This window comes from Streptomyces sp. NPDC006450 (assembly GCF_040612195.1).
In the GTDB taxonomy this organism is placed as follows: Bacteria; Actinomycetota; Actinomycetes; order Streptomycetales; family Streptomycetaceae; genus Streptomyces.
Window position 1 is genome coordinate 1 of the sequence record NZ_JBEXPT010000102.1, and the last position, 23894, is coordinate 23894.

Annotated in this window: 25 protein-coding genes; 17 read left to right on the forward strand and 8 right to left on the reverse strand. The window is 71.4% G+C overall.

Annotation, left to right across the window (positions count from 1 at the left end):
• Positions 1 to 1552 (forward strand): S8 family serine peptidase (locus ABZY57_RS25010; protein WP_356515468.1); only part of this gene is annotated, 1552 nt, incomplete at its 5' end.
• Positions 1553 to 1745: 193 nt separating this feature from the next.
• Positions 1746 to 2045, forward strand: a complete 300-nt coding sequence (locus tag ABZY57_RS25015; RefSeq protein ID WP_356515470.1) for a hypothetical protein — start codon at positions 1746 to 1748, stop codon at positions 2043 to 2045.
• A gap of 55 nt (positions 2046 to 2100) precedes the next feature.
• On the opposite strand, the gene ABZY57_RS25020 is transcribed toward ABZY57_RS25015, so the two are convergent.
• Positions 2101 to 2733 carry a pyridoxamine 5'-phosphate oxidase family protein gene (locus tag ABZY57_RS25020; RefSeq protein ID WP_356515472.1) on the reverse strand — a complete coding sequence of 211 codons (633 nt, stop codon included), beginning with the start codon at positions 2731 to 2733 and terminating at the stop codon, positions 2101 to 2103.
• Positions 2734 to 2931: 198 nt separating this feature from the next.
• Between ABZY57_RS25020 and ABZY57_RS25025 the strand changes: the two genes are divergently transcribed.
• From ABZY57_RS25025 to ABZY57_RS25060, 8 genes are all read left to right on the forward strand, one after another.
• The gene (locus ABZY57_RS25025) at positions 2932 to 4932 is read left to right on the forward strand and encodes a hypothetical protein (protein WP_356515474.1); all 2001 of its coding nucleotides are present in this window, start codon (positions 2932 to 2934) and stop codon (positions 4930 to 4932) included.
• 4 nt (positions 4933 to 4936) lie between these two features.
• The gene (locus ABZY57_RS25030; RefSeq protein ID WP_356515476.1) at positions 4937 to 6412 is read left to right on the forward strand and encodes a branched-chain amino acid ABC transporter substrate-binding protein; all 1476 of its coding nucleotides are present in this window, start codon (positions 4937 to 4939) and stop codon (positions 6410 to 6412) included.
• Positions 6413 to 6540: 128 nt separating this feature from the next.
• The gene (locus ABZY57_RS25035; RefSeq protein WP_356515477.1) at positions 6541 to 7344 is read left to right on the forward strand and encodes a DUF1206 domain-containing protein; all 804 of its coding nucleotides are present in this window, start codon (positions 6541 to 6543) and stop codon (positions 7342 to 7344) included.
• A gap of 258 nt (positions 7345 to 7602) precedes the next feature.
• Positions 7603 to 8163 carry a diaminobutyrate acetyltransferase gene (ectA, locus tag ABZY57_RS25040; RefSeq protein ID WP_356515479.1) on the forward strand — a complete coding sequence of 187 codons (561 nt, stop codon included), beginning with the start codon at positions 7603 to 7605 and terminating at the stop codon, positions 8161 to 8163.
• A 59-nt stretch (positions 8164 to 8222) separates the two neighbouring features.
• Positions 8223 to 9491 (forward strand): diaminobutyrate--2-oxoglutarate transaminase, encoded by a 1269-nt coding sequence (ectB, locus tag ABZY57_RS25045; RefSeq protein WP_356515481.1) that lies wholly within the window; start codon positions 8223 to 8225, stop codon positions 9489 to 9491.
• Between the two features lie 35 nt (positions 9492 to 9526).
• Positions 9527 to 9943, forward strand: a complete 417-nt coding sequence (locus ABZY57_RS25050) for an ectoine synthase (protein ID WP_356515483.1) — start codon at positions 9527 to 9529, stop codon at positions 9941 to 9943.
• Positions 9944 to 10002: 59 nt separating this feature from the next.
• The gene (gene thpD, locus ABZY57_RS25055) at positions 10003 to 10905 is read left to right on the forward strand and encodes an ectoine hydroxylase (RefSeq protein WP_356515485.1); all 903 of its coding nucleotides are present in this window, start codon (positions 10003 to 10005) and stop codon (positions 10903 to 10905) included.
• A 142-nt stretch (positions 10906 to 11047) separates the two neighbouring features.
• Positions 11048 to 11461 (forward strand): rodlin, encoded by a 414-nt coding sequence (locus tag ABZY57_RS25060; RefSeq protein ID WP_356515487.1) that lies wholly within the window; start codon positions 11048 to 11050, stop codon positions 11459 to 11461.
• Between the two features lie 123 nt (positions 11462 to 11584).
• Here ABZY57_RS25060 and ABZY57_RS25065 read toward each other — a convergent pair whose 3' ends face one another.
• Entirely contained in the window at positions 11585 to 12043 is a 459-nt protein-coding gene (locus ABZY57_RS25065) for a GNAT family N-acetyltransferase (RefSeq protein WP_356515489.1), read from the reverse strand.
• Between the two features lie 232 nt (positions 12044 to 12275).
• Here ABZY57_RS25065 and ABZY57_RS25070 point away from each other — a divergent pair, with 232 nt between their 5' ends.
• The 5 genes from ABZY57_RS25070 to ABZY57_RS25090 all read left to right on the forward strand — a co-directional run bounded on the left by ABZY57_RS25070 (position 12276) and on the right by ABZY57_RS25090 (position 17848).
• On the forward strand, positions 12276 to 13532 hold the full coding sequence (locus ABZY57_RS25070) for a peptidoglycan-binding protein (protein ID WP_356515491.1): 1257 nt from the start codon (positions 12276 to 12278) through the stop codon (positions 13530 to 13532).
• A gap of 319 nt (positions 13533 to 13851) precedes the next feature.
• Entirely contained in the window at positions 13852 to 15762 is a 1911-nt protein-coding gene (locus ABZY57_RS25075) for an ABC transporter ATP-binding protein (protein ID WP_356515493.1), read from the forward strand.
• A gap of 89 nt (positions 15763 to 15851) precedes the next feature.
• The gene (locus ABZY57_RS25080) at positions 15852 to 16433 is read left to right on the forward strand and encodes a class I SAM-dependent methyltransferase (RefSeq protein WP_356515495.1); all 582 of its coding nucleotides are present in this window, start codon (positions 15852 to 15854) and stop codon (positions 16431 to 16433) included.
• Between the two features lie 29 nt (positions 16434 to 16462).
• A complete protein-coding gene (locus ABZY57_RS25085; RefSeq protein WP_356515497.1) occupies positions 16463 to 17146 on the forward strand; it encodes a class I SAM-dependent methyltransferase in 684 nt (227 codons plus the stop codon).
• Between the two features lie 24 nt (positions 17147 to 17170).
• On the forward strand, positions 17171 to 17848 hold the full coding sequence (locus ABZY57_RS25090; RefSeq protein ID WP_356515499.1) for a DUF6308 family protein: 678 nt from the start codon (positions 17171 to 17173) through the stop codon (positions 17846 to 17848).
• A gap of 70 nt (positions 17849 to 17918) precedes the next feature.
• On the opposite strand, the gene ABZY57_RS25095 is transcribed toward ABZY57_RS25090, so the two are convergent.
• The 4 genes from ABZY57_RS25095 to ABZY57_RS25110 form a co-directional block, all read right to left on the reverse strand.
• Entirely contained in the window at positions 17919 to 18461 is a 543-nt protein-coding gene (locus tag ABZY57_RS25095) for a histidine phosphatase family protein (RefSeq protein ID WP_356515501.1), read from the reverse strand.
• A 60-nt stretch (positions 18462 to 18521) separates the two neighbouring features.
• On the reverse strand, positions 18522 to 19199 hold the full coding sequence (locus ABZY57_RS25100; protein WP_356515503.1) for an HAD family hydrolase: 678 nt from the start codon (positions 19197 to 19199) through the stop codon (positions 18522 to 18524).
• Positions 19200 to 19442: 243 nt separating this feature from the next.
• Entirely contained in the window at positions 19443 to 19727 is a 285-nt protein-coding gene (locus tag ABZY57_RS25105) for a hypothetical protein (RefSeq protein WP_356515505.1), read from the reverse strand.
• A 60-nt stretch (positions 19728 to 19787) separates the two neighbouring features.
• A complete protein-coding gene (locus ABZY57_RS25110) occupies positions 19788 to 20111 on the reverse strand; it encodes a plasmid stabilization protein (RefSeq protein WP_356515506.1) in 324 nt (107 codons plus the stop codon).
• Positions 20112 to 20337: 226 nt separating this feature from the next.
• Here ABZY57_RS25110 and ABZY57_RS25115 point away from each other — a divergent pair, with 226 nt between their 5' ends.
• The gene (locus tag ABZY57_RS25115) at positions 20338 to 20901 is read left to right on the forward strand and encodes a hypothetical protein (RefSeq protein WP_356515508.1); all 564 of its coding nucleotides are present in this window, start codon (positions 20338 to 20340) and stop codon (positions 20899 to 20901) included.
• Positions 20898 to 21914 (forward strand): NAD-dependent epimerase/dehydratase family protein, encoded by a 1017-nt coding sequence (locus ABZY57_RS25120; RefSeq protein ID WP_356515510.1) that lies wholly within the window; start codon positions 20898 to 20900, stop codon positions 21912 to 21914. The genes ABZY57_RS25115 and ABZY57_RS25120 overlap by 4 nt, the downstream gene beginning before the upstream one ends.
• A 46-nt stretch (positions 21915 to 21960) precedes the next feature.
• On the opposite strand, the gene ABZY57_RS25125 is transcribed toward ABZY57_RS25120, so the two are convergent.
• Both ABZY57_RS25125 and ABZY57_RS25130 read right to left on the reverse strand, forming a co-directional pair.
• Entirely contained in the window at positions 21961 to 22761 is an 801-nt protein-coding gene (locus tag ABZY57_RS25125) for a CAP domain-containing protein (protein ID WP_356515512.1), read from the reverse strand.
• 443 nt (positions 22762 to 23204) lie between these two features.
• A partial coding sequence (locus ABZY57_RS25130) for a polysaccharide deacetylase family protein (protein ID WP_356515514.1) occupies positions 23205 to 23894 on the reverse strand: 690 nt, incomplete at its 5' end.

Genomic DNA, 23894 nt, shown 5'->3' on the forward strand with positions numbered 1-23894 from the left:
GAAGACGCTGACGGACCGCCACGGAGGGGCGGTCCGTCAGCTGTACACGGCCGCCCTCAAGGGCTTCTCCGTGAAGGCGACCCCGGCGCAGGCGCGGCGCCTCGCGGCCGCGCCGGGCGTGCGCTACGTCCAGGCCGACACCGTGTTCCGGGTCTCCGGGACCCAGCCGAACCCGCCGTCCTGGGGCATCGACCGCGTCGACGGAGCGAAGGACGGCTCCTACGCCTACCCGAACGACGGCAGCGGGGTGACCGCGTACATCGCGGACACCGGCCTGTACCGGCAGCACGCGGACTTCGGCTCCCGCGCCTCCTCCGGCTACGACTTCATCGACAACGACGCGGACTCCGCCGACTGCCACGGCCACGGCACGCACGTCGCGGGGACCGTGGGCGGCGGCGCGTACGGCGTCGCGAAGAACGTCAAACTGGTCGGGGTGCGCGTGCTCGACTGCCAGGGTTCGGGTTCCACGGAGCAGATCGCGGCCGGGATGGACTGGATCGCCAAGAACGCCAGGAAGCCGGCCGTCGTCAACATGTCCCTGGGCGGCAGCGCCGACCGGGCGCTCGACGACGCCGTGGCCGGGGTGATCAACGCGGGCGTACCCGTGGCCGTCGCGGCGGGCAACGACAGCAAGGACGCGTGCACCACCAGCCCGGCCCGCCTGCCCGCGGCGATCACCCTCGGTTCAACGGACAGCAACGACGCCCGTTCCAGTTTCTCCAACTACGGTTCCTGCCTGGACCTGTTCGCTCCCGGCGGCTCCATCGTCTCCACCAGGATGGGCGGGGGCACCCAGACGATGAGCGGCACCTCGATGGCCACTCCGCACACCGCGGGAGCGGCGGCGCTCTACCTCTCGGCGCACCCCGACGCGACTGCGCAGCAGGTGCGCGACGCGCTGGTGGACAACGCGCAGTCGGGCGTGGTGACCGGGGCCGGCTCGGGATCCCCCAACAGGTTCCTGAACGTGACGAAGCTCGGCGCTCCCACCCAGCCGGGTGAGCCCGTCGCGGACTTCGCCGCCCAGTGCTCGACCTCGGCCGCCTCCTGCGCCTTCGACGCCTCGGCGTCCAAGGACCCGGACGGCTCGATCGCCTCGTACGCCTGGGAGTTCGGCGACGGCGCGAAGGGTGAGGGCGTCAAGCCGTCCCACACGTACGCCACCGCCGGCACCTACTCGGTCAAGCTGACCGTCACCGACGACTCCGGGCGCAGCGCCGCCGTCACCAAGCCCGTGACGGCCGGGACCACGCCCCCGTCGGGCACCCCGCCGACCGCGGCGTTCTCGGTGTCCTGCTGGTACCAGGACTGCTCCTTCGACGCCTCGGCCTCCAAGGACTCCGACGGCTCGATCGCCTCGTACAAGTGGAAGTTCGGCGACTCCGCCACGGGCACCGGAGTCACCCTCGCCCACCGCTACCCGGCCGGGCAGCGCAGCTACACCGCAGAGCTGACCGTGACCGACAACTCCGGCCTGACCGGCACCGTTTCACGCCGGATCGACTGCTACGGCTTCGGCGCCGGCCAGTCCCTCTGCTTCGCCTCCTGACCTTCCCGACCCGCACGGCGACCCGGCCCGCCCCCTCCCCGGGGCGGGCCGGGTCGCGCGTGCGCCCGCGATCACGCCCTCGACCTGGCCGAACTGCGGGAGGCGTAGACGTCAAAAGTGAACTCGACTAGCGTTCCGAGAGCCTCCCTGCGGCGGCCCCGAACGGCAGCCGCGTACGCAAAGGAGACCGCCCTTGACGCACTTACAGAGCCGCCTCCCCGGCACCATGCGCAGGGCGGCACCGCTCAAGGCCGGCGCCACCGGCGAAGTCGCCGTCAAGGTCCCCGTGCTGTTGCCGCAGGGCGGGAACGACGTGCTGAGCAACCTCAACCAGACGCTCGCCCGGGAACTGTGCGACAAGGGCGTGAGCCTGGAGTTCACGTACTACGCCGACCAGGGCCACACCATCAGCGACGGCCCGCTCGACGATGCGATCGCCTGGATGGACGCCCGGCGCGCCGGCACCCCGACGGCCGCGAACTGCACGTTCTGAGCGGCGGCCACGGGCCCCGCCCGCGCCCCCAGCCCTGCCAGACGGCCCTTCCCCCTCAGATGTACATGTTCTTCTCGTCGTACGAGGGCCCGTAATAGCGCTCCAGCGATTCCAGGGACTCCTCCGTGCGCTCCAGGCTCTTCGAGATCCTGGCCCTGGACGGGGCCGCCTGCGGGTTCCAGGTCTCCGGCTTCCACAGGGCGGAGCGTACGAAGGCCCGGGAGCAGTGGAAGTAGACCTGTTCGACCTCCACGAGGAGGGCGAGCGTGGGGCGGTGCCCCTTGACGGTCAGGTCGTCGAAGAAGGGCGCGTCGCGGAGCAGCCGGGCCCGGCCGTTGACGCGCAGGGAGTCGCCGCGGCCCGGGATCAGGAAGAGCAGACCGACGTGGGGGTTGGTGAGGACGTTGTGGTAGCCGTCCGCCCGGCGGTTCCCGGGACGGTCGGGGATCACGAGGGTGGTGTCGTCGAGGACCCTGGCGAAACCGGGCGGGTCGCCCTTGGGCGAGACGTCGCAGCTGCCGTCGGCGGCGGAGGTGGAGATCAGGCAGAGCGGGGACCGGGCGAGCCACTGCTTGTGGTGGTCGTGGAGGGACTGCCGCTCCTTGCCGAGGGCCACGGCGGTCGGTTCGCCGAGCAGCTCGCGCAACTCCCCCTCGGTGCTGATCTCCTCGAACGCCCTTGTGTCCACTGCCTGCCCCCGTCTTCGCGGACGGCCGGTGCGCCGCCCTGCTGCGACTATGCCACGGGCGTTCGCGGCACACGGCCGGCCCGGATGCCCGGTTCCGCCGACCGGAATCGAATCAAGGAGCGGAAACCCCTGTCTGACTCCGGCTCCGGATGGCAGGCTCTAGTCCTCGAAGCGCTGTCCTGGGGGGGATCACACGTCATGGAGCCGGGTACGGGCATGGGCCTGCGCGGCCGCAGCGGCATCCTGTCGCTGGTCGACTCCTGCCTCAGGGAGGACCCTGCGGCCGAGCGGCCCCTGACCATGCTCCTCGGCCCGGCCGGCAGTGGAGCCAGCGAGGCGCACAGCGCGCTCATGGAGCGCTTCGGGCCGGACTACCCCTTCGCCTTCGTCAACTTCGGCGGGGCCCAGTCCCTGCTGCCGCGCTACGCCCTCGGGCTCCTGGCCCGCCAGCTCGAACGCAAGCTGCCCCGGTACGGCCGCTCCCACTTCCCGCTGCTCAGCCTCGGCCTGCTCGCCTCGGACCAGGAACTGCGCATGCGCAGCCTCGCGGAGGGCCGGCGCGCGGTCCAGCGCCAGCTCGACCGGTTCCAGGAGGAGAACGAGGCCCGGCACGGCGACTACCTGGCGGCCTTCTTCGAGGTGGGGATGGGCGCGGTCGGCATGCCCGAGGGCGCCTCGAGCGCCGCGCTCGCCCTCTTCCAGGACGCCCTGCGGCGCGGCCGCCGTAGCGTGCCCGGGCTGCTCGGCGGCAGGCTGGGCAGCCGGCTCACGGCCGGGGCCCACTGGTACGGACGCCACCCCATGACCCGCAGCGCGGACCCCATGGAAGCCCTCGTGGAGCTCAACCTGTGGCGCCACGAGGGCGACGAGAACGAACAGGAGCGGCTCGACCTCGTCCTCTTCTCGGCCTTCCTGGAGGACCTCCGGCGCAACACCGCGCGCAACTTCATGCCCCGCTCCTACCTGCTGCTCCTGGACAACTCCCACACCGAGTACGGCCGCCACTTCCTCGACCTGTTAGTGCGTTCCCGGCACGACCAGACCGTCGTGGCCGGACACGCCAGCGATCCGCTGACCGTCGTGGCCAGCTCCAACCGCTGGCTGCCGCGCTGGGGTCCGGCCACCGGGGACTCCTGGCCCTGGCAGTTGCGCGGCCCCGACCGGGCCTCGCTGGCCGACTGGCACGCCCACCGGCCCACCCGCGACAGCGAGGACAGCTGGTGGTACCCGCTGCGCCTGCGCGACCTCAATCTGGACGAGGTGCGGATCCGGATAGAGCTGCAGCTCGGCGGGAACAGCGACCTGGCTCCGCTGACCCGCCTCACCCCCTTCGTGCACCGGCTCACCGGAGGGCTGCCGCGCGCCGTCCACCAGGTGCTGGACGTGTTGCGCCAGGCCGGATCGCTCCCCGACTCGGGTCCGCAGCAGGACCGTTGGCTGCGCACCCTGCCCGACCGGCCCCTGCGCACCGGGGAGGACTCCGCCACGCTGGCCGACACCGCCCTCGGCCATCTCCTGCGCGATTTCGACGGGGCCCAGCGTGCGGCCCTGGCCGAATGCGCCGCCGCCCGGGACTTCTCCGTGGCCACGCGGCTGCTCAGCCCCGACGAGTCCCTGTTCGGCGACATCCGGGCGCGCTGGCTGCTGACCGGACCCGTCGCCGTGGTCCCCGTACTCCACCCGTGGCTGCGCCGGCTTCTCCTGTGGCGGCTGGCCGCCCGCCCCGAGGCGTGGGACGCCGCGCACGAACTCCTCGCGGAGTACTACCGCGGCGAGGGCAAGCCGGTGCAGGAGATGTACCACGAGCTCGCCCGCGGGCGGACCGAGGAGGTCACGGCCCACCTGACGCGGCGCTTCACCGCCGTACCGGCCGCGCAGTGGATCTCCGAGTTCGACACGATCACCGCCGCGCCGAACCGGCTCCCCGTCGGCAGCGGACCGCTGGAGCTCCTCTCCGGGCTCGTTCCGCGCCGGCCCGGCCGGGTGATGGACACCGAGTCCGTGATCCACACCCTGGTGACCACCCGCTGGGTGTGGAGCGATCCGCTGTCCGACCCCGCCATGCGGCTGGGGAACCTGATCGCCGACGGCTACACCCAGCTGTCCCAACTGCGGAGGAACGACATCGTGGCCCTGTTCAACGAGGCCGAGCGGTACCGGAATTGGCGCGATCCCCTGACCGCGGGATGGGAGGGCTGAGCGCGTGCCCAGACTCGAGTGGCCCCTGCACGTCGTACGCCGCGTCGCGCTGGCCGTCGCAGCCGCCATCACTCTGGTGGCGGCGCTCTGGCTGGGCGTGGGCTGGCTCCAGGAGCGTCAGGCCAGGTGCGCCGACGGGGTCGTCGAACGGGGACCGGACGACGAGTGCGTCGGCGTGAGCGACGGCTCCTACGCCTTCGCGCCACATCTCGACGCCGTCAGCGCGAAGATCGAGGAGGAGAACCGCCGGGTCCTCGCCAACGCGGACAAGGAGCCGTATGTCAGCGTCGCCTACTTCACCTCGTTCACCACCACCGCCGAGGACAGCAACTCCGCCGAGGGCGTCCGCCACGAACTCCAGGGCGCCTACCTGGCCCAGTACCGGCACAACCAGGGCGACTTGGCCGCCACGCCCAAGATCCGGCTGCTGATAGCCAACCCGGGCAGCAGGTCCACGCAGTGGAAGCACACCGTCGACGACCTGATCGCCCGCAAGGACTCCCCGGACCGGCTCGTCGCGGTGGCCGGCCTCGGCCCCAGCACCGACGAGAACCTCGCGGCCATCAAGCGCTTCTCCGAGCACGGGATCGCCATGGTCGGCGCCACCCTGACCGCCTCGAACATCCAGGGCATCAACGGCTTCGTCCGGATCGCCCCCACCAACGAGGACGAGGCGTACGCGGGCGCCGGCTACCTCAAACGGCGCGGTGTCACCACCGGCGTCGTCATCCAGGACGTGGCGGAGGGAGACCTCTACGCCTCCACCCTCGGCACCGCCTTCACCAAGGCGTTCCAGGACGGCGCACACAAACTCGTCGCCGAGCGCATGACGTACGACTCCTCGGTCAGCAGCGCCTGGCAGAACGAACTGCGCTACATGCCGGGTCAGTTGTGCCAGCAGCGACCCCAACTGGTCTACTTCGCGGGCCGCGGCCTGCACCTCACCCGATTCCTCGACGCGCTCGCCAACCGCAGCTGCACCGACCAGCGGTTCACGGTCTTCACCGGGGACGACACGTCCAACCTGAGCCCCGAGCAGCTCGCCCGCGCCGCCGAAACGGGCATCGAGATGCTTTACACGGGCCTCGCGCACCCCGACATGTACCGCGCGGCGCCGCAGGCGGTGTCCGCGCCCTCCGCGAAGAACTTCCAGCCGGGCGGGCTGCTGGACGAGTGGTTCCCGCACGACCCCCGCGAGGACGGCGGGGCCCTGATGGGCCACGACGCGGTCCTCGCCGCGGCCCACGGCATCCAGATGGCCGCCCGCTGGCAGGGCCAGGTCGCGGGCGACGCCGTGGCCCGGATGTTCCACCAGATGGACGGCACCCAGCAGGTGGCCGGGGCCAGCGGATTCATCTCCTTCCAGAACAACGGCAACCCGCGCAACAAGGCCGTCCCGATCCTCCGGCTCACCGCAAAGGGCCAGGTGGAGTTCGTCGAGGTCTCCGCCGCCGAGGGCAAACCACCGCAGGAACAATGAAGCGGCCGTGCTCCTACCCGGTCCCCAGGCATCGGAACCCCTGGGACGGGTAGCCGCCCCTCGAGACGTCCTGACGGGCCTTCCCGCGCCTCGGGCGCGGGGCCTGCGAGGACACGGAAGGGGTGCGCATGCCGCGGGTCGAGGAGCAGGCATCCGGGGAGAGACGTTTCCGCAAGGTCACGGCGCGCTGTGGGCTGGCCGCGCGCGGAGTGCTGTACGTGCTGGTCGGAATACTGGCTGTACGCATCGCCTTCGGCGACGGCGGCAAGGAGGCCGACCGCCAGGGCGCCCTTCAGGAGCTCGGGGGAACGCCCTTCGGCGTGGTCCTCATCTGGGCCGTGGGCCTCGGGTTCGTGTGCATGGCGCTCTGGTGCCTTTCGGAGGTGGTGTTCGGGGCGGCCGGACCGAAGGGCGACGAACCCTTGCAGCGACTGGCCTCGACGAGCAGGTGCCTCTTCTACGCGGTGGTGGCCTACTCCGTGTTCGCGTTCTCGGCGGGCGGCGGACGCTCCGGGGACGAACAGTCACGCGATGTGACGGCCAAGGCGCTCGGCCTGCCCGCCGGCCAGTGGCTGGTGGGCGCGGCCGGGCTCGGCATCGGCATCGCGGGGGTGGTCATCGCGGTACAGGCGGCGCGGCGCACCTTCCGCAAGGATCTCGCCATGGTGGGGGTCACGACACCGTGGCGGAAGGCTGTCGACTTCCTCGGGGTGTCCGGTGGCACGGCACGGGGATCCGTCTTCGCGGCGGTCGGCGGTTTCGTCGTGTACGCGGCGCTGCGCTACGACCCTGCGCAGGCGAAGGGGCTCGACGACACCCTGAGGTCGTTCACCCGCACGTCGGCGGGGCCGTGGCTCCTGGTCGCCGTCTCCGTCGGGCTGGTGCTGTTCGGGCTGTTCTCGTGGGCGTTGGCCCGGTGGCACAAGGTCTGATCCCCTCGGAGCCGCCTGCCGACCGGCCGGCGAGCACCTCACCTTCAAGGGGAAAGCATGAGACGGACCGAATACGTTATCCGCTCGTTATGAAATCGAGGGTGGGGTGCGAATATCCGTATTTTTCATGGACTACCGGACGCATTACCGGCATTTTCGGGCCCCTCGGCGGGGGTTCCCATATACCACGGACCATGCCCACCCCGTAACCCCTCAGGCCCGTGCAATCTGCGCCAAGCCTCGGTAGCTTCGGCCCGCATGACTGCTCATGCAGAACTGGCCCATTACCGGAAGACCCCGCCGTCCACTCCGTCCACCGCGACCACCTCGACGGTGCGCATCGACCGCCCCCGCCCAGGTGACGGCCGCCTGCTGTGGCGCCTCGCACGCGACTCCAGGACGCTGGACCTCAACTCGGCCTACAGCTATCTCCTCTGGTGCCGTGACTTCGCCGGCACGTCCGCGGTGGCCCGCGACTCCTCCGGCCGCGCCGTCGGATTCGTCAGCGGATACCTGCGCCCCGACAGCCCCGGAACCCTGCTCGTCTGGCAGATCGCCGTCGATGAATCCGTCCGCGGCCTGGGCGTCGCCGGGGCCCTGCTCGACGGCCTCTCGGCCCGCGTGGCGGCAGAACACGGACTGGGATCCCTGGAGGCCACCGTCTCTCCCGGAAACCTCGCGTCGGAGCGGCTTTTCGCGGCCTACGCCGCACGGCACGGCGCCACGCTCACACGCGAAGTGCTGTTCACCCCGGAGGAGTTCCCGGACCGCGGGTACGCCCCGGAGGTCCTGCACCGCATCGGGCCACTCCACTTCTGACCCCCCCTTTTTTTCCGAGCACCCGGTACAGAACACCCCCCACTCATTGGAGAGTTGCCTTGACCATGACCGAGCCGGTCCTGTCCGTCTTCGAGACCCTGGAGTCCGAGGTGCGCAGCTACTGCCGCGCCTGGCCCGTCGTCTTCGAGCGCGCCACGGGAAGCCGGCTGTACGACGAACACGGTTCCGGTTACCTGGACTTCTTCGCGGGCGCCGGTTCCCTGAACTACGGCCACAACAACCCCGCCCTGAAGCGGGCCCTGCTCGACTACCTGGAGCGGGACGGCATCACGCACGGGCTCGACATGTCGACGACCGCCAAGAGGGCCTTCCTCGAGACCTTCCGGTCCCACGTCCTCGAACCCCGCGCCCTGAACTACAAGGTGATGTTCCCGGGTCCCACCGGGACCAACGCCGTCGAGGCGGCGCTCAAGCTGGCGCGGAAGGCCAAGGGCCGTGAGTCGGTCGTGTCCTTCACCAACGCGTTCCACGGCATGTCGCTCGGCTCCCTCGCCGTCACGGGCAACGCCTTCAAACGGGCCGGCGCCGGCATCCCCCTGGTCCACGGCACCCCGATGCCCTTCGACAACTACCTGGGAGGAAGGGTCCCCGACTTCCTCTGGTTCGAGCGCCTGCTGGAGGACCAGGGCTCCGGCCTCAACCACCCGGCGGCGGTCATCGTCGAGACGATCCAGGGCGAAGGCGGGATCAACGTGGCGCGCGCGGAATGGCTCCGCGCCCTCGCGGACCTCTGCCGGCGCCGCGACATGCTGCTGATCGTCGACGACATCCAGATGGGCTGCGGCCGGACCGGCGAGTTCTTCTCCTTCGAGGAGGCGGGCATCACACCCGACATCGTCACGCTGTCGAAGTCCATCAGCGGATACGGACTCCCCATGTCCCTGTGCCTGTTCAAGCCCGAGTTGGACCTGTGGGAGCCGGGCGAGCACAACGGCACCTTCCGCGGCAACAATCCGGCCTTCGTCACCGCGACGGCCGCCCTGGAGACCTACTGGGGCGACGGGGTCCTGCGCGAGCGGACCCTCGTCCAGGGCGGGCACATCGAGAGCGCGCTGCGCGAGCTCTGTGCCGATCACGCCCGGCTGGGCGCGACCTACCGGGGCCGCGGGCTGGTCTGGGGCGTCGAGTTCACCGACAAGGAGCGCGCGGCAGCGGTGTGCCGCAGGGCTTTCGAGCACGGCCTCCTCGTCGAGACCTCGGGGCCCGAGGGCGAGGTCGTGAAGCTGCTGCCGCCCCTCACCGTCACCGGCGAGGAGCTCGACGAGGGCCTCGGCATCCTCGCCCGCTCCGTCCGCGAAACCGCCTGACCAGCTCCCCGCCGCACACCACGAAGGGCACCACCATGATCGTCCGCTCGTTCCGGGACATCGAGGGAACCGACCGCCACGTCAAAGCGGCATCCGGCACCTGGGAGAGCAAGCGCATCGTCCTGGCCAGGGAACGCGTCGGCTTCTCCCTGCACGAGACCGTCCTGTACGCCGGCACCGAGACGTCCATGTGGTACGCGAACCACGTGGAGGCCGTGGTCTGCACGGAGGGAGAGGCCGAGCTCACGGACGAGGAGACGGGCCTGACCCACACGATCACCCCGGGAACCATGTACCTCCTCGACGGCCACGAGCGGCACACCCTGCGCGTGAAGCACGAGTTCCGCTGCCTGTGCGTCTTCAACCCGCCCGTGACCGGCCGGGAGGACCACGACGAGAACGGCGTGTACCCGCTGCTCACCGAACCCGACCCCGAAGCCGACCACGGCTGACGTACGCACACGCACAGAACAGAGCAGAACAGAACGGAAGAGGAGAGGCAGGCACCACCATGACCTCCGCACCCACCCGCACGGTGAACGACCTGTATCCGACCCGGGGTTCCGAGGAGGTGCTCACCGGCCGCGCGGACCCCGTCGTCTGGTCCGAGCCCGGCACGCCGGGCCCCATATGGGCCCACGAGCTGGAGAGCTACGAGCGCGACGGCTTCCTCGCCGTCGAGGAACTCATCACGCCCGACGAGACGGACGTCTACCGGACCGAGATGGACCGGCTGCTCCGTGACCCCTCGACGCTGGCCGACGAGCGGTCCGTCGTGGAGCCGAAGTCCCGGGAAGTGCGCTCCGTCTTCGAAGTGCACCGGATCAGCGAGGCGTTCGCGGCCCTCGCCGCCGATCCGCGCATCGTGGGGCGCGCGCGGCAGATCCTGGGCTCCGAGGTGTACGTGCACCAGTCCCGGATCAACGTGAAGCCCGGTTTCGGCGCCGCCGGCTTCTACTGGCACTCCGACTTCGAGACCTGGCACGCCGAGGACGGCCTGCCGCACATGCGCACCGTGTCGGTGTCCATCGCACTGACGCCGAACCACACCACCAACGGCGGCCTGATGATCATGCCGGGCTCCCACCGGAGCTTCCTGGGCTGTGCCGGCGCGACGCCGAAGGACAACTACAAGAAGTCCCTGCGGATGCAGGATGCGGGCACCCCGTCGGACGAGGCACTGAGCAAGTTCGCCTCGGCCTGCGGCATCAAGCTCTTCACGGGCAAGGCCGGTTCAGCCACGTGGTTCGACTGCAATGCGATGCACGGCTCGGGCGACAACATCACGCCCTACCCGCGCAGCAATGTGTTCCTCGTCTTCAACAGCGTCGAGAACCGCCCGTCGAAGCCCTTCGCCGCCCCGGTGCGCCGCCCCGGATTCGTCGCCTCGCGGGACTTCACCCCCGTGCGCTGACGCGTCCGGCCGGTCCGGCCCGTCCGTCGAACGGGCCCATGCTGCAAACGGGTGACTTACCGCCACATGTGCCGGTCGCACGCGTTGCCAGGGCGAACCACCCGACGGGTACCGACCCGCTCCAACGAAGGATTTCCAGGCAATGCTGAAGAAGATGATGGTCACCGCCGTCACCACTGCTGCCGCGATCGGCGCCGGCGGCGCCATGGCCGCTCCGGCCATGGCCATCGGCAACGACAACGGGATCAACACCGTCAACGGCAACGGCGCCGTGCAGGCGTACGGCAACCAGAAGACCCACGGCGCGATGAGCCCCCAGCTCTCCGCGGTCCAGGGCACGCTCAACAAGCCGTGCATCGGTCTGCCGGTCAAGGTCAACGCGCAGTCGCTCCTCGCGATCATCGCGAACGTGGGGGTCCAGGACATCAACGTCCTCGCCAACCCGCAGAACCAGCAGTGCGCCGAGAACTCCACCCAGGCCAAGGGAGACGAGCCGCTCTCCCACATCCTGGACGACATCCCGGTCCTGTCGGGCAACCTGTCGACCGGAAGCTGACGGCCCCGGCCCAGATCGACCGGCCGACCGACTGACCGACCGACCCGGCCCGGCCGCGGGCGCCCGCACGAGCGCTCCGCGGCCGGGCCCCCGGCTGTCCGGACCCGGAGCGCATCGCTGCGATCAGCTGGGCGGAGCCATGTCGTAGGTGACCCACATCGTCCGAGTGGCCACTTGGTCGTACTTGGCCCGGGCGCGGTGGTTGTCGTCGGCCGTGATCCAGCGGACCACACTCCAGCCGCGCTCGGCAGCGATCTCGCCCAAGGCCGCGAGCAGCTGATCGGCGGCGCCGGAGCCGCGGTGGGCGGGGTCGACGAACAGGTCGTCCAGGTATCCGCCGGTGGTCGCCGACAGGGGACGGGCGAACGGGCGGTAGTGCGCCAGGCCGACCAGCCGGCCGTCCCCGTCCTCGGCGACGAGGGCGCTCACCTCGTGGGCGGAGTCGTTCACCCACGCCCACACACGTTCGGCGGCCTGCTCGGTCTGCTCGACGCGGTAGAACTCCGCGTAACCGCGGTACAGGGCGCGCCACTGCGGGAAGTCCGCATCGCGCACTGCGCGGACGGTGATGGTGGTCGGCATGATGCGTACTTTCGTCGTCGGGAAGGGGCTTCGCCCAAGGATCATGCCCGGCCCGCCCGGCCCGCGGCATCGCCCGAATGTCGAAGCCCGCGCTTGCCCGGGGACGCGGCGGCCACTTCCGGGACCGTCCGACATGCCGGACACCGGTCGAAGGACTTGAGCCGCTCCCGGCCCCCGATGGAGCATGATCGGTTTGGGTACTCGTGCCCCTGTACGGAGGGATTTGCCACTCATGCCCCTGATCGCCTTCACCGAGATACGACCGGCGGCGGACTGCCCCTGCCCGGGGTGCCGTTCCGAGCGCCGCTCCACCGCTGCCCGGCACACGCCGCGCAGGCGGGTCCGGGCACTGGCCGTGGCCACCGTCGCCGGAGCGTGCGGCCTGGCCGTCACACCGGGAATGGCCGCAGCCGCCCATGCCGTCGAGACGGGGCGCACCCCTTTCCCCGACGGCACGCAGTCCACACCGCAGGGGCCGGCCGGCCCGCTGGTGCGGGACTCGCCGAAGCGCCTGAGCGCGCCCCGGGCCTCCGCCACCACCCGGGCGGACATCATGCGCCGGGCCCAGCAGTGGGTCGACGCGCAGGTCCCGTACAGCATGAACGCCTACCGCAACGGCTACCGGACGGACTGTTCCGGCTTCGTGTCGATGGCCTGGGGCCTCGGATCCAACCAGTGGACCGGCAGTCTGGACCAGTACGGGACGCGCATATCCAAGTCCGAGCTGCGGCCCGGCGACATGCTGCTGTTCCACAACCCGGCGGACCCGGGCGCGGGATCCCATGTGGTGCTCTTCGGCGGCTGGACCGATGCGTCCCTGACCCGCTACACCGCCTACGAGCAGACCCGCCCGCACACTCTGAAGCGCACCAACCCGTACGCGTACTGGAACAACTCCTCGCGCTACGTGGCCTACCGCTACACCGGCCTGCGCGAAGGCGGCGGCGCGGAGGACCCCGGCGCGTTCCCCGGGGCACGTGCCTTCGGCCCCGGGGCGAACAACGCCCACGTCACCCGGCTCGGCGAGATGCTCGTGGCGCGCGGCGGGGGCCGCTTCTACGCCTCGGGCCCGGGGCCCGTGTGGGGCTCCGCTGACCGGGCTGCCACGAAGGCCTTCCAGCAGGCGCAGGGGTGGCGCGGCGCCGAGGCCGACGGAATCCCGGGTGCGGCCACCTGGGCCCTGCTCACCGGCGGCAAGGGGCGGAACATCCCCTCGGGGGGCGAGGGATCCACGACCGACTCCACCTTCCCCGGCGCGCAGTACTTCCGCCCCGGTCAGGCCAACGACCACGTGACCCGGCTGGGCCGCCGCCTCACCGAGCGCGGCTACGGGCGGCACTACTCCCAAGGCCCCGGCCCGCGTTGGTCCGAGAGCGACCGGCGCAACGTGGAGGCCTTCCAGCGGGCGCAGGGCTGGCGCGGCGCGGAGGCGGACGGCTACCCGGGCCCGGAGACCTGGCGCCGCCTCTTCGCCACGACCGGCCGCTGACCTTCCCGTCCTCCCTCCCCGTCCCCTCTTCCCCCTCCCCCCACGGCACGGGGGAGGGGGGACCGGCCCGATACACGCAACCGCAACCGCACCCGCATCCGCATCCGCATCCGCATCCGCGCGACGCTCGCGAACCTCGGCGATTCGGCCAACCCCCTTTTGGGGCAGTGCCGTTGCGGGAGACGGGTCGGTGTAGCCCGCACGGTCCCCCACGCGCTCCATTCCGGGATTTCACGGCCGACCGAAAGACGTGTGTTCGAAAACCCGGGGCCGTCGTTGACCTCATGACAGCGTCCGAACGGCGATCCAGGGGACCCCGATGAACGCATCCGAAGTGCACGGCACACCGAGCGGCGCTGCGCCTCCTCCCGCGACTCCCCCTCCGCTTCCACCGCCGGCGGAGATCACGTACAGCGGGCAGTTCTCGGTCAATCCGCTCGCCGAGGTCTCCTTCCGGAAGATGTGCGCCACGCTCCCCTCCGTCCTGGCCCGGATCGGCCGCCTGTCGTGGCGGAGCGACCGGCGGGCCGTGCGGCTCCTGGTCGGGTGCCAGGTCGTCACGGGCGCATCCGCCGCGGTGCTCCTCGCCGCCACCGCCCGCGCGATGGGGCCCGTACTCGGCGCGGGAAGCGCGGCCGACCGCCTGCAAGGAGCCCTGCCCGCCCTGCTCGTGGTCGCGCTCGCCGCCGCGATGAACCGCGCCGCGGGGGCCGTGGCCACGTACGCCGAGCGGCGGATCACGCCTCTGCTGACCTCGGAGACCGACAGCACCCTGATCGAGGCGGTCTGCCGCGTCGAGGCCTCGGCCTACGCCGGGGACGGCTTCTCCGACCGGCAGGAGGCAGCCGAGATGGGGGTGGTCCGCACCCACGTGATGGTCGCCGACGCCCAGCGCTTCATGTCCTCGCTGATCCGCCTGGTCACCGCCGGCAGCGTCCTGTCCCTGCTGAACGTGATGATGCTGCCCCTGCTGCTCCTCGCCGTGCTGCCGACCGGTATCGGCGCCGTCCTGACCGCCCGCGTCGACTACGAGATCCACTACGCCAACATCAGCGACCGCAACGTGAGGGGGATGATGCGCTGGTGGGCCACGGCCTCCCAGTACGCTGACGAGGTCCGGGCCAACTCGATGACCGACTACCTCGTCTACTGGTACCGGGCGCTGTCCGACCGGTGTGACCGGCGGAACCTGGCCGCCGCGCCGCGTACGCTGCGGATCTCCCTGCTCTCCGCGCTGGCGGGCGGCGTCTTCCTCCTCGCGACCTGGGGCGCACTCGCCTGGCTGGCCGTGACCGGCCGGATCGAACCCGCCATCGCCGCCACGGCCGTCATCGCCGTCCAGACCGCGCTCGCCGCCCTGTCCCAGGTCATCGTCAACGGCGCCGCCGTCTTCCACACCAGCCTGTATCTCACCGACATGCAGTCCTTCCTCGACGAGGCCGCCGCCCGTGCTCCGCGGCGCGGACCGCGCGAGATCGCCGCCCCGGTCGAGCAGATCCGGCTCGACGAGGTCGTCTACCAGTACCCGGGCAAGGAAAAACCCGCGGTGAACGGCGTCTCCCTGACCCTGCAGCGCGGCCAGATCCTCGCGATCGTCGGCGCGAACGGCTCCGGGAAGTCGACCCTGACGCGGCTGATCACCGGGATCTACCTCTGCGACAAGGGCAAGGTCACCTGGAACGGAAGCGACCTCGCCGACACCGACCCGGGCACGGTCTGGCGCCTCACCGGCCTGGTGCCGCAGGACTTCGCCAAGTGGCCGCTGCGTGTGCGCGAGAACATCACCCTCGGCCAGCCCCGTACCCACGACGACGGACCCGTGTGGGAGGCCGTCGACGCGGTCGGCCTGCGCGAAGCCGTCGAGGACCTCCCCCACGGTCTGGACAGCCTCCAAGCCCGCGACATCTGGGGAGGCGTCGAGTTCTCCGGCGGGCAGTGGCAACGCGAAGCGTGCGCCCGGGCCCTGTACCGCAAGCCCGAGCTGCTGATCCTGGACGAGCCGACCTCTCAGATGGACCCGCGCGGTGAGCACCGGGTCTTCGAGCGGATCAAGGCCATCGCCGCCGACCGGATCACCATCATGGTCACCCACCGTCTGGAGAACACGAGGGTCGCGGACCACATCATCGTGCTGGAAGACGGCCGCATTTCCGAGCAGGGCCGCTATGACGATCTCGCCCACGGCGGCGGAACCTTCGCCGAACTCCTCGCGCTGTCCCAGGACCGCTGACCGCCTCGATCCCACCCCCACCCCCCACCCCCACCCCATCTCTCCCCGCCCTCGCGCACACCACTGCCCTCCGCCCGCGAAGGAGCTTCATGACGACGACCTCGACCGCCGCCGCCTACTGGGATCCCCTCTGGGCCCGAGGCCACCGGTACCGCCGGCTCGACGACCTCGAGACACGACTGCTGGACGAGCACCTCGGACCCGGCCGCGGAAGGCCGGCCCTCGACATCGGCTGCGGCGACGGCGCCCTGACCCGTCACCTCCATCATCAACTGGGTTACCGCGCCACCGGGATCGACTGCTCCCCCAGCGCCCTCGCCCTGGCCGCCGCCGGGGACTGCGCCGGCGATCCCGGACCGCTGCGGACGTGCACCGACATCGGGTCCGGCGACCTGACCGCCTTGCCGGAGCCCGCGTACGCGGTCATCACCTGCCGACTGGTCTACCGGTGGCTCGACGACAAGGGGGCCTTCGTGAACCGCGTCCGTCGCCTCCTGGTACCCGGCGGGGTCTTCTGGGTGGTCGCCGAGATCGCCGGCCGCCGGCAGGACGCCGATCCGCTCCATGGCCTCGGGATCAGCCCGGCCGATGCCGAGATCCTCACCGCGGGCTGGTCCGTCGTCCGCACCCATGACCTTGACGTGCTCCGCTGCTACGCGCTGCGCCCCTGATCCACCCCGCCCCGTTGGAGGACATGTTGATGGACTTCGAGAAGCAGACCGCCGAGATCTGGACCGCGTACGGGGCGCACCAGCTGGCCGTGTGCCCGGACCTGCCGGAGATCGAGCGGTGGGACTGGGGCATCGCTGACATCGGGCCCGGCATCGAGAGCCTCGGGAACGTGGAGGGGCTTCGTGTCCTCGACCTCGGCAGCGGACTGGGCCGCCATGCCGCACGCCTGGCCGCCCTGGGCGCCGACGTCACCGCCGTCGATGCCTCCTCCACCCAGCACGAGCGCGCCGTCACCCGTTACCCGGGCACGCCCGGGCTCCGCTTCGTCTGCGCCGACGCCGTCTCCCACCTGCGGGACGCGGCCCCCTACGAGCTGATCTACTCCGTCAACGGTCTGCCCTACCTGGACCCCCACCGGCTCCTCCCCGCGCTGGTCGGCGCCATCAGGCCTGGTGGGCGCCTCCTCTTCTCCGCGCTGCACACCAACTCCACCGGCGCCGGACCCTCGACGGCTCTCGCCCCACGCCCGGAGGACCTGAGACTCCCCGGCACCACCCGGACCCACCCCGTCCACATGTGGGTCCTCACCCCCCAACTCTGGGAGGACCTCCTGGTCGAGCACGGCCTCATCCTGCAGACTGTCACAGCGATCGACGCCCCCAAGCCGGACAACGCCGCCTCGTACCGGCTGTACCAGGCCCGGCGTCCGTAGAGCGATAGGGGCTGGAGAGACGACATGGCATCGGCTGGCTTCACCGAGCGGTTGCGCGCGCTGCTGTCCACCGCAGAGGCGGCGGCCGACCTGAGGCGCTACTTCGACGTCGAACGCGCAGGCGTCGCGCCTGCCTATACCGGTTCCCGATTCGAGCACCTGGACGGTGGGGGCGACCGGGCAGACATCGCCGACGTCGTCACTGCGGCAGATCTGGTGGCCGTTCAGATGCTTTCGGTTCAGGTGCCGCCCCGGGCAGCACTCGCCTTGCTGGAGGGCCGCCTCGCCAGGGAGCTTTCCCTCCTCCTCAGCCAGATACCTACCGATATCGACATGGCGAACGCCGAACCTGCCCTGTTGAGGCCCGGCTCTCCAGCCGACCGGGCCTGGCACCTCGTCCAAGGGGAGAAGGGCATGGGTCCGGTGAAGACCAGCAAGCTCCTGGCGCGCAAGCGTCCACGTCTTCTGCCGGTCTACGACCAGGTGGTGCGCTGTGCGGTCGGTCGACCGGAGTCCTTCTGGTTGTCGCTGCGCGGCGCTCTGGCCGCCGACGGCAACGCCCTGCATGAACAGCTGCTCGCGCTGCGCGACGGCGTCGGCGTGCCGGAGACGGTTTCGGCCCTGCGGATCTGCGACGTAGTGCTGTGGACGGGTCATGAGGCCGGCCACAAGAAGAAGGACTGCGTGGGCGGGTCAGCCTGACGGTGGGTCACGACCTCCGCGTGTCGACCGATGGCGGGCAGCTGACGCGTACGTGTGCCGGAGCCGGTCTTCAGCCGTGCGGGGTCCAGAAGGCCTTCGGCCGGCCTCTGCCGGGCGCTAGCTCCCGCCAGGCGCCCGGCAGGGCCACGACGACGACGGCCGAGGTCGGGAATCCCTCGCGGATGCGGTGCAGGAGCTCCTCCTCGTCCGACCCGCCGCTGCCGCCCTTCCCGCACAGGGCGACGGCCAGTTCGTGGATGCCGGGATTGTGACCCACCATCACCAGGCCGGTGACGGACTCGTCCGTCTCGGCCAGTACGGCCATCAGGTCGTCCGAGGAGGCGTTGTACAGGCGGTCCTCATAGACGACGGGGGGCGGTTCGCCCAGCCCGGGCACCATCAGCTGCCAGGTCTGGCGGGTCCTGCACGCCGACGAGCACAGCGCGAAGTCGAGCCGGCATCCGGACCCGGCCAGCCACTGCCCCGCCCTCGGAGCCTCGGCCCGGCCGCGGTCGGCCAGCGGGCGGTCGAAGTCGGGGGCTGCCGTGTCCTTGGGGACGGACTTGGCGTGCCGCACGAGCACGAGCAGGCGTTCACCGTTGATCGCGGTCATGATCTGTTCCTCCAGACGGCTCCGGCACCCGTGGGGCGCCCGGTTCCGTTCGGCCGGGAGTCATTCGGATGCCACCGTAGAGAACGGGCTGTCGGCCAGGTCGGCGAGCAGGTGGGCCGGGTCCCGGTAGGCGGCGGCCGCTCCCGCTTCCTCCAGGTCGGCGCGGGGGATGCCGCCGCACAGCAGCCCGATCCCGATCACCCCGGCGCGTACCGCGGCTTTCATGTCCCACACGGTGTCGCCGACGAAGACCGCGCGCTCGGGCGGCGCCCCCGCCAGGTCGAGGGCGTGGAGCAGGGGATCCGGGGCGGGCTTGCCCTGCTCCACGTCCTCGGAGGTCACGGTGTCGGTGAGGGCGTCGTCGGCGTCGACGGCCCGGCGCAGGGCGTCCAGTTCCCTGTCCTTCGCGGAGGTCACCAGCACGACGTTCCAGCCCGCCGCCGCAAGGGTCCGCAGGAGGTCGGCCGCCGAGTCCAGGGCGGGTAGCCGGTCGAAGTACGTGGCATACAGGGTGTCGTGGGCGGCGCTCAGCAGTTCGTCGTCGCCTCCGTCGCGATCGTCGTCGAGGAGGTGGGCGAGGAAGTCTTCGCCCGGAAGGCCGATGGCCCGGTGGATGTCGTGCATGGGCACCCGGTGCCCGTGCTGGCGCAGCGCCTCCCACCAGGAGACGACGTGGAGGTGGTTGGTGTCCGCGAGCGTGCCGTCGATGTCGAAGAGGGCGGCGCGGTTGCTCGTCATGGCGGCGGTCTCCTCACAAGGCGCGGAGGCGGGCATCGGTTCGGCCTGCGCCCACTCCACGAGCGGTTGCTCTCCGTGCTCAGGGGAAGTCTCCTTCCTGCCGCCGGGTCGAGTGCCTGCCGGCTACGCGGCGCCTGCCCGATCCGCTTCGCTTCATTCCGTCCTTCCGGGCTCGCGGAGCCCACGCGGGGCACGGACCGGCCGTCCTCACGGGTGAGTCCGCTGCCGGGGCTCCTCCCCCGGTCAAGGAGTGAGTGCTCCGAGGAGGCGCCGGGCTCTGGTGAGGGAGCGGGGACGCGGGGACGCCCGCCAGGGGTCGTGCTCGAGGACGGGGTCGATGGTGGTGAGGGTCCAGCGGCGGGCGATGATATCGGGGTCCTCGAGATCGGCCCAGGCCGGTGGCGCCGCGACCGGCGCGCCGGGGAGGGCACGGACGGCGTAGGACGCGACGGCGGTCTGGGCGTGGGCGTTGCGCTGGACGTCGAGGTTCTTCTGCATGAACGCGGGGCCGTCGGTACCGCGGACCACCGCACGAGCGAGCGGAGCGAAGCCGCCGGACCGGGAGCCGCGGGGCGGCATCTGGCCTGTTCAGTGGCCGAGGGCTCGCTTGAGTTCGGCCTTGTCCATCGTGGAGCGGCCCTCGATGTTCCGCTGCTTCGCCTCGTTGTACAGCTGCTCCTTCGTGGGGCCCTGCGAGCCGCTGTGGGACCGCTGGCCGCCCCGCTTCGCGCTGGGCATGTCGTGCGTGGAGGACCGGCTCGCGGTCTTCGACTCGCCGGAACGCGCGCGTTCCTTGTTGACGGTGCGGGCGGCGATCTCCTTCGCCCGCTCCGTGCTCTCGCCGCGCTGCTCGGCACTCTCCTTGATGTGCTCGTACTGCCGTTCCCGCTTGGGGCTGGAACCACGGGGCATGGCCCCTCCTCGTCTCGTGCCGGCTCGGTGGCGGATCCACCGGACCCGCCCGGCGCCTGCCCACACGGGCGCGGCTCACACCGTGGACACCGCGAGAGACGGCACGGACGGTACGCCGCACCGCATCGTGTGCCGGGCTCCTGAGCGGGGAAGACGCCGGAATGTACCGACGGACCGGCCGAGGAAGGAGCAGAGCCATGGAACACCCCCGATCGGAGGCGTCCCCGTGAAACGCACCGCCCCGGACGCCCACCGCCTGCTGGGCATCTACCTCAATGACCACCTCACCGGAGCAGGGGCCGCGATCGCCCTCCTCAAGCGGACGGCACGCGCGCACCGCGACACCGATGCCGGGCGGCGCCTGGCCACCCTCGCCGGGGAAGTCGCCGAGGACCGCGACAGCCTGCGCGAGATCATGATGGCTCTCGACGTTCCCGCGAACGACCTCCGCATGCTCCTGGGCATGGCCGTGGCACAGGCGGGGCGGCTGAAACCCAACGCCAGGCTGCTCTCACGCTCACCCCTGAGCGACGTCCTCGAACTGGAGGCGGTCAGGCTCGGTGTCGAGGGCAAGAAGGAACTCTGGCGGACCCTGCACACACTGGCCCGTTCGGACCCCCTGCTGGACGTGCAGGCCATCGGCCGGCTGCTGGCACGTGCCGAACGCCAGGCCGACACCCTGGAGGTGCTGCGGCTGGCAGCCGTGGGCCGCGCCCTCCGCAGTGCACCCCGGCACGCGGCTGCCCCCCGCCCCAGGGCCGGGAAGAGGCTGAAGGCGGGGTACGCATGATGAAGGTCGTCGTGACAGGAGCGACCGGCAACGCGGGCACCAGCGTGATCCACGCGCTGGCCGGCGATCCGAGCGTGTCCGAACTGACCGGTGCGGCCCGCCGCCGGCCCGCCCGCCGGGAGGACGGGGTGCACTGGGAGGCGGTGGACGTCGCCCCCGGGGGCAGCGACCTGGACCGGCTCTTCCGCGGCGCCGACGCCGTGGTGCACCTGGCGTGGAAGTTCCAGCCCACCCACGATCCCGTGGAGACCTGGCAGACGAACGTCCTCGGCTCGGTGCGCGTCTTCGAGGCCTGCGCCCGGAGCGGTGTGCACGCGCTGGTGCACGCCTCGTCGGTCGGTGCCTACTCCCCCGGTCCTGCAGACGGTCGTCCGGTGGACGAGTCCTGGCCCACGCACGGCTGGCCCGCGGCCGCGTACACCCGGGAGAAGGCGTACCTGGAGCGGTACCTGGACGGCTTCCAGCAGGCGAACCCGCGGATGCGGGTGGTGCGGATGCGACCGTGCTTCCTGTTCAAGCGGGCGTCCGCCTCCGAGCAGCGGCGGATCTTCGCCGGCCCTCTGCTGCCGTGGTGGCTGGTGCGGCCCGGGCTGGTGCCCGCCGTGCCCGCGATCCGCGGGCTGCGCTTCCAGGCACTGCACACCGACGATGCCGCCGAGGCCTACCGGGCCGCTGTCGTGCGACCGGTCCGCGGGCCGTTCAACCTGGTCGCCGATCCGGTCCTCGACAGCGGATCCATCGCCCGCATGCTGCACGCCCGTACGATCCCGCTGCCGGCCGCAACGGCCCGCGCCGCTCTCTCCACCGCATGGCGACTCCACCTCGTCCCCGCCGCGCCGGGGCTCCTGGACGCGGTGCTGCGGCTGCCCCTGCTCGACGCCGGGCGGGCGCGCGAGGAACTGGGCTGGACCCCCGCGCACACCTCCACCGAGGCGTTCGAGGAGTTCCTGGCCGGACTGCGCCACGGCGCCGGGCTCGACACGGCGCCACTGGCCGCCTCCGCCCGGCACTGACGGCCGGCGGCCGTCATCCCGGGCGGAGGGTGCGGGAGCAGGCGGATCAGCGGGTGGCGCCGAAGTCCTGCGTCCAGTACTGGCCGGGCTGCGCGAGGCCGATGCCGATCTCCTTGACGTTGCAGTCGAGGATGTTCCGCTTGTGCCCCGGGCTGTTCATCCAGCCCTCCATGACCTTGGCGGCGGTGGGGTAGCCGTACGCGACGTTCTCGGCGTACGTACGCCACTCGTACCCGGCGCGGGTGAGCCGCTGGCCCGGGTCGGATCCGTCGGAGCCGGTGTGGGACATGTTGGAGTGGGCGGCCATGTCCTCACTGTGGGCCTGCGCGGCCTTCGTGAGCTTCTCGTTCACGGTCAGTGCGGCGCACCCGACCGTGGAGCGCTCCTTGTTGACGAGCGCGAGGACCTCGGCCAGTTCACCGGAGGGCGCCGCGGAGCCCGAAGGCGCGGGGGTCCCGGCCGGCTCGGCGGGCGTTTCCTCCGGCTGCTGCGACCCGGTCTGTGCGGGAGGCGCAGTCTCGGCCACGGGCTCGGCGGGCGGCTGGACGACGGGCTGCTCGACGGTCTCGACGGAGGCGGCGTCCTGAACCGGGACCTCCGCGGGCTGCTGCGCGCCCAGGTCGCCGTACGGGTCGGCGTAGGGATCGCCGTAGGGGTCGCCATACGGGTCGCCGTGGGAGTCGGCGTACCGGGGAGGGCTGTCGTGCTCGGCCGCGACGGACCGCATGGGACCGGCCCCCTGGGGGTCGAGGCAGGCCATGGCCGTGGTGGGTACGGCCACGAGCGCCAGTGCCCCGACGGCGACGGCTATCTTCCCGTGGTGCGTCTTCTTACGGTGCTTCTTCATGCGGGACCTCACTCGGTGATCGCGAAGCTCCCGGCGCCGGACCGCGAAGGCGCCGGGGGAATCGCCATTCTTAGAAGCCCGCCGACCGCCTGGCAAGCCGCCGCCGCTCGGCCGCGCAGGGCGTTCGGGACGCGCCTTGAAAGGGCCGCAAGATCGTGCATCCGCCGGAAGCGGGCGCTTCGGCACGCGCCTGGGCCGCCGCCAGAACCCGTCCCCGTCAGCCCTGTTGGAGACGGGGAAACAGGAGCCTTGGATTCCGTTTCCGGCGGAGTGCGGCATGTCAACGCCAAACAGGTACATACGCTGACATGTCCAGAGCCGGTGGATCACCGAGGGAGCCGCCCGGACGACATGCCGACCGTGACGCATGTCACGCCCCGGAGAGGGAACCGGACGGCGTTTCCCGGCAGCGCGCCGCGCTCGCCGAGCGGGCGGCCTCGGGACTACGGGGTGGTGAGCTTCGGAAAGGAGAAGGTGTAGCCGCGCGCCGTGAGCCACGGCAGGTACTCCTTGAGCGCCGCGACCGTCTCGCTGCGGTCGCCGCCCCCGTCGTGGAAGAGGACCGTCGGCTGCGCCGGCAGGTTTCCCTCCACGGTGGCGACGATCGCCGGCAGACCCGGCCTGCTCCAGTCCTTGGGGTCCACGCTCCAGCCCAGCGGCCGCATCCCGCTCGCGGCGGCTATCGCACGGCTGTCGGGGGTGAAGGCGCCGCCCGGAGCGCGGTAGTAGCCGACGGCGACCCCCGGCACGGCCTGCTCGATCATGGCCTTGCCGTCGAGGATCTGCTGCCGCTGGTAGGCGACGGGCTTGTGGTCCATGGTCACGTCGTGATCGACCGAGTGGTCACAGAGACGGTGCCCGTCGGCGGCGACGGAGCGCACCAGGTCCGGGTACTGCCGCGCGCGGGTCCCGATCATGCAGAAGGTGGCCTTGACGTGGTTCTCCCGCAGCACCTGGAGGACCTGGGGAGTCCAACGCGGGTCCGGCCCGTCGTCGATGGTGATGGCGATGTCGCGCCCCTGGCCCTGCGCCAGCCGGGAGATCCCCAGCGGCACCTGCGCCGGGCCGTGGGCACTCGCGGCAGCGGATGACGGGCCCGGCGCCGACGGCGCGGCCGATCCGGCGGCGGGTCC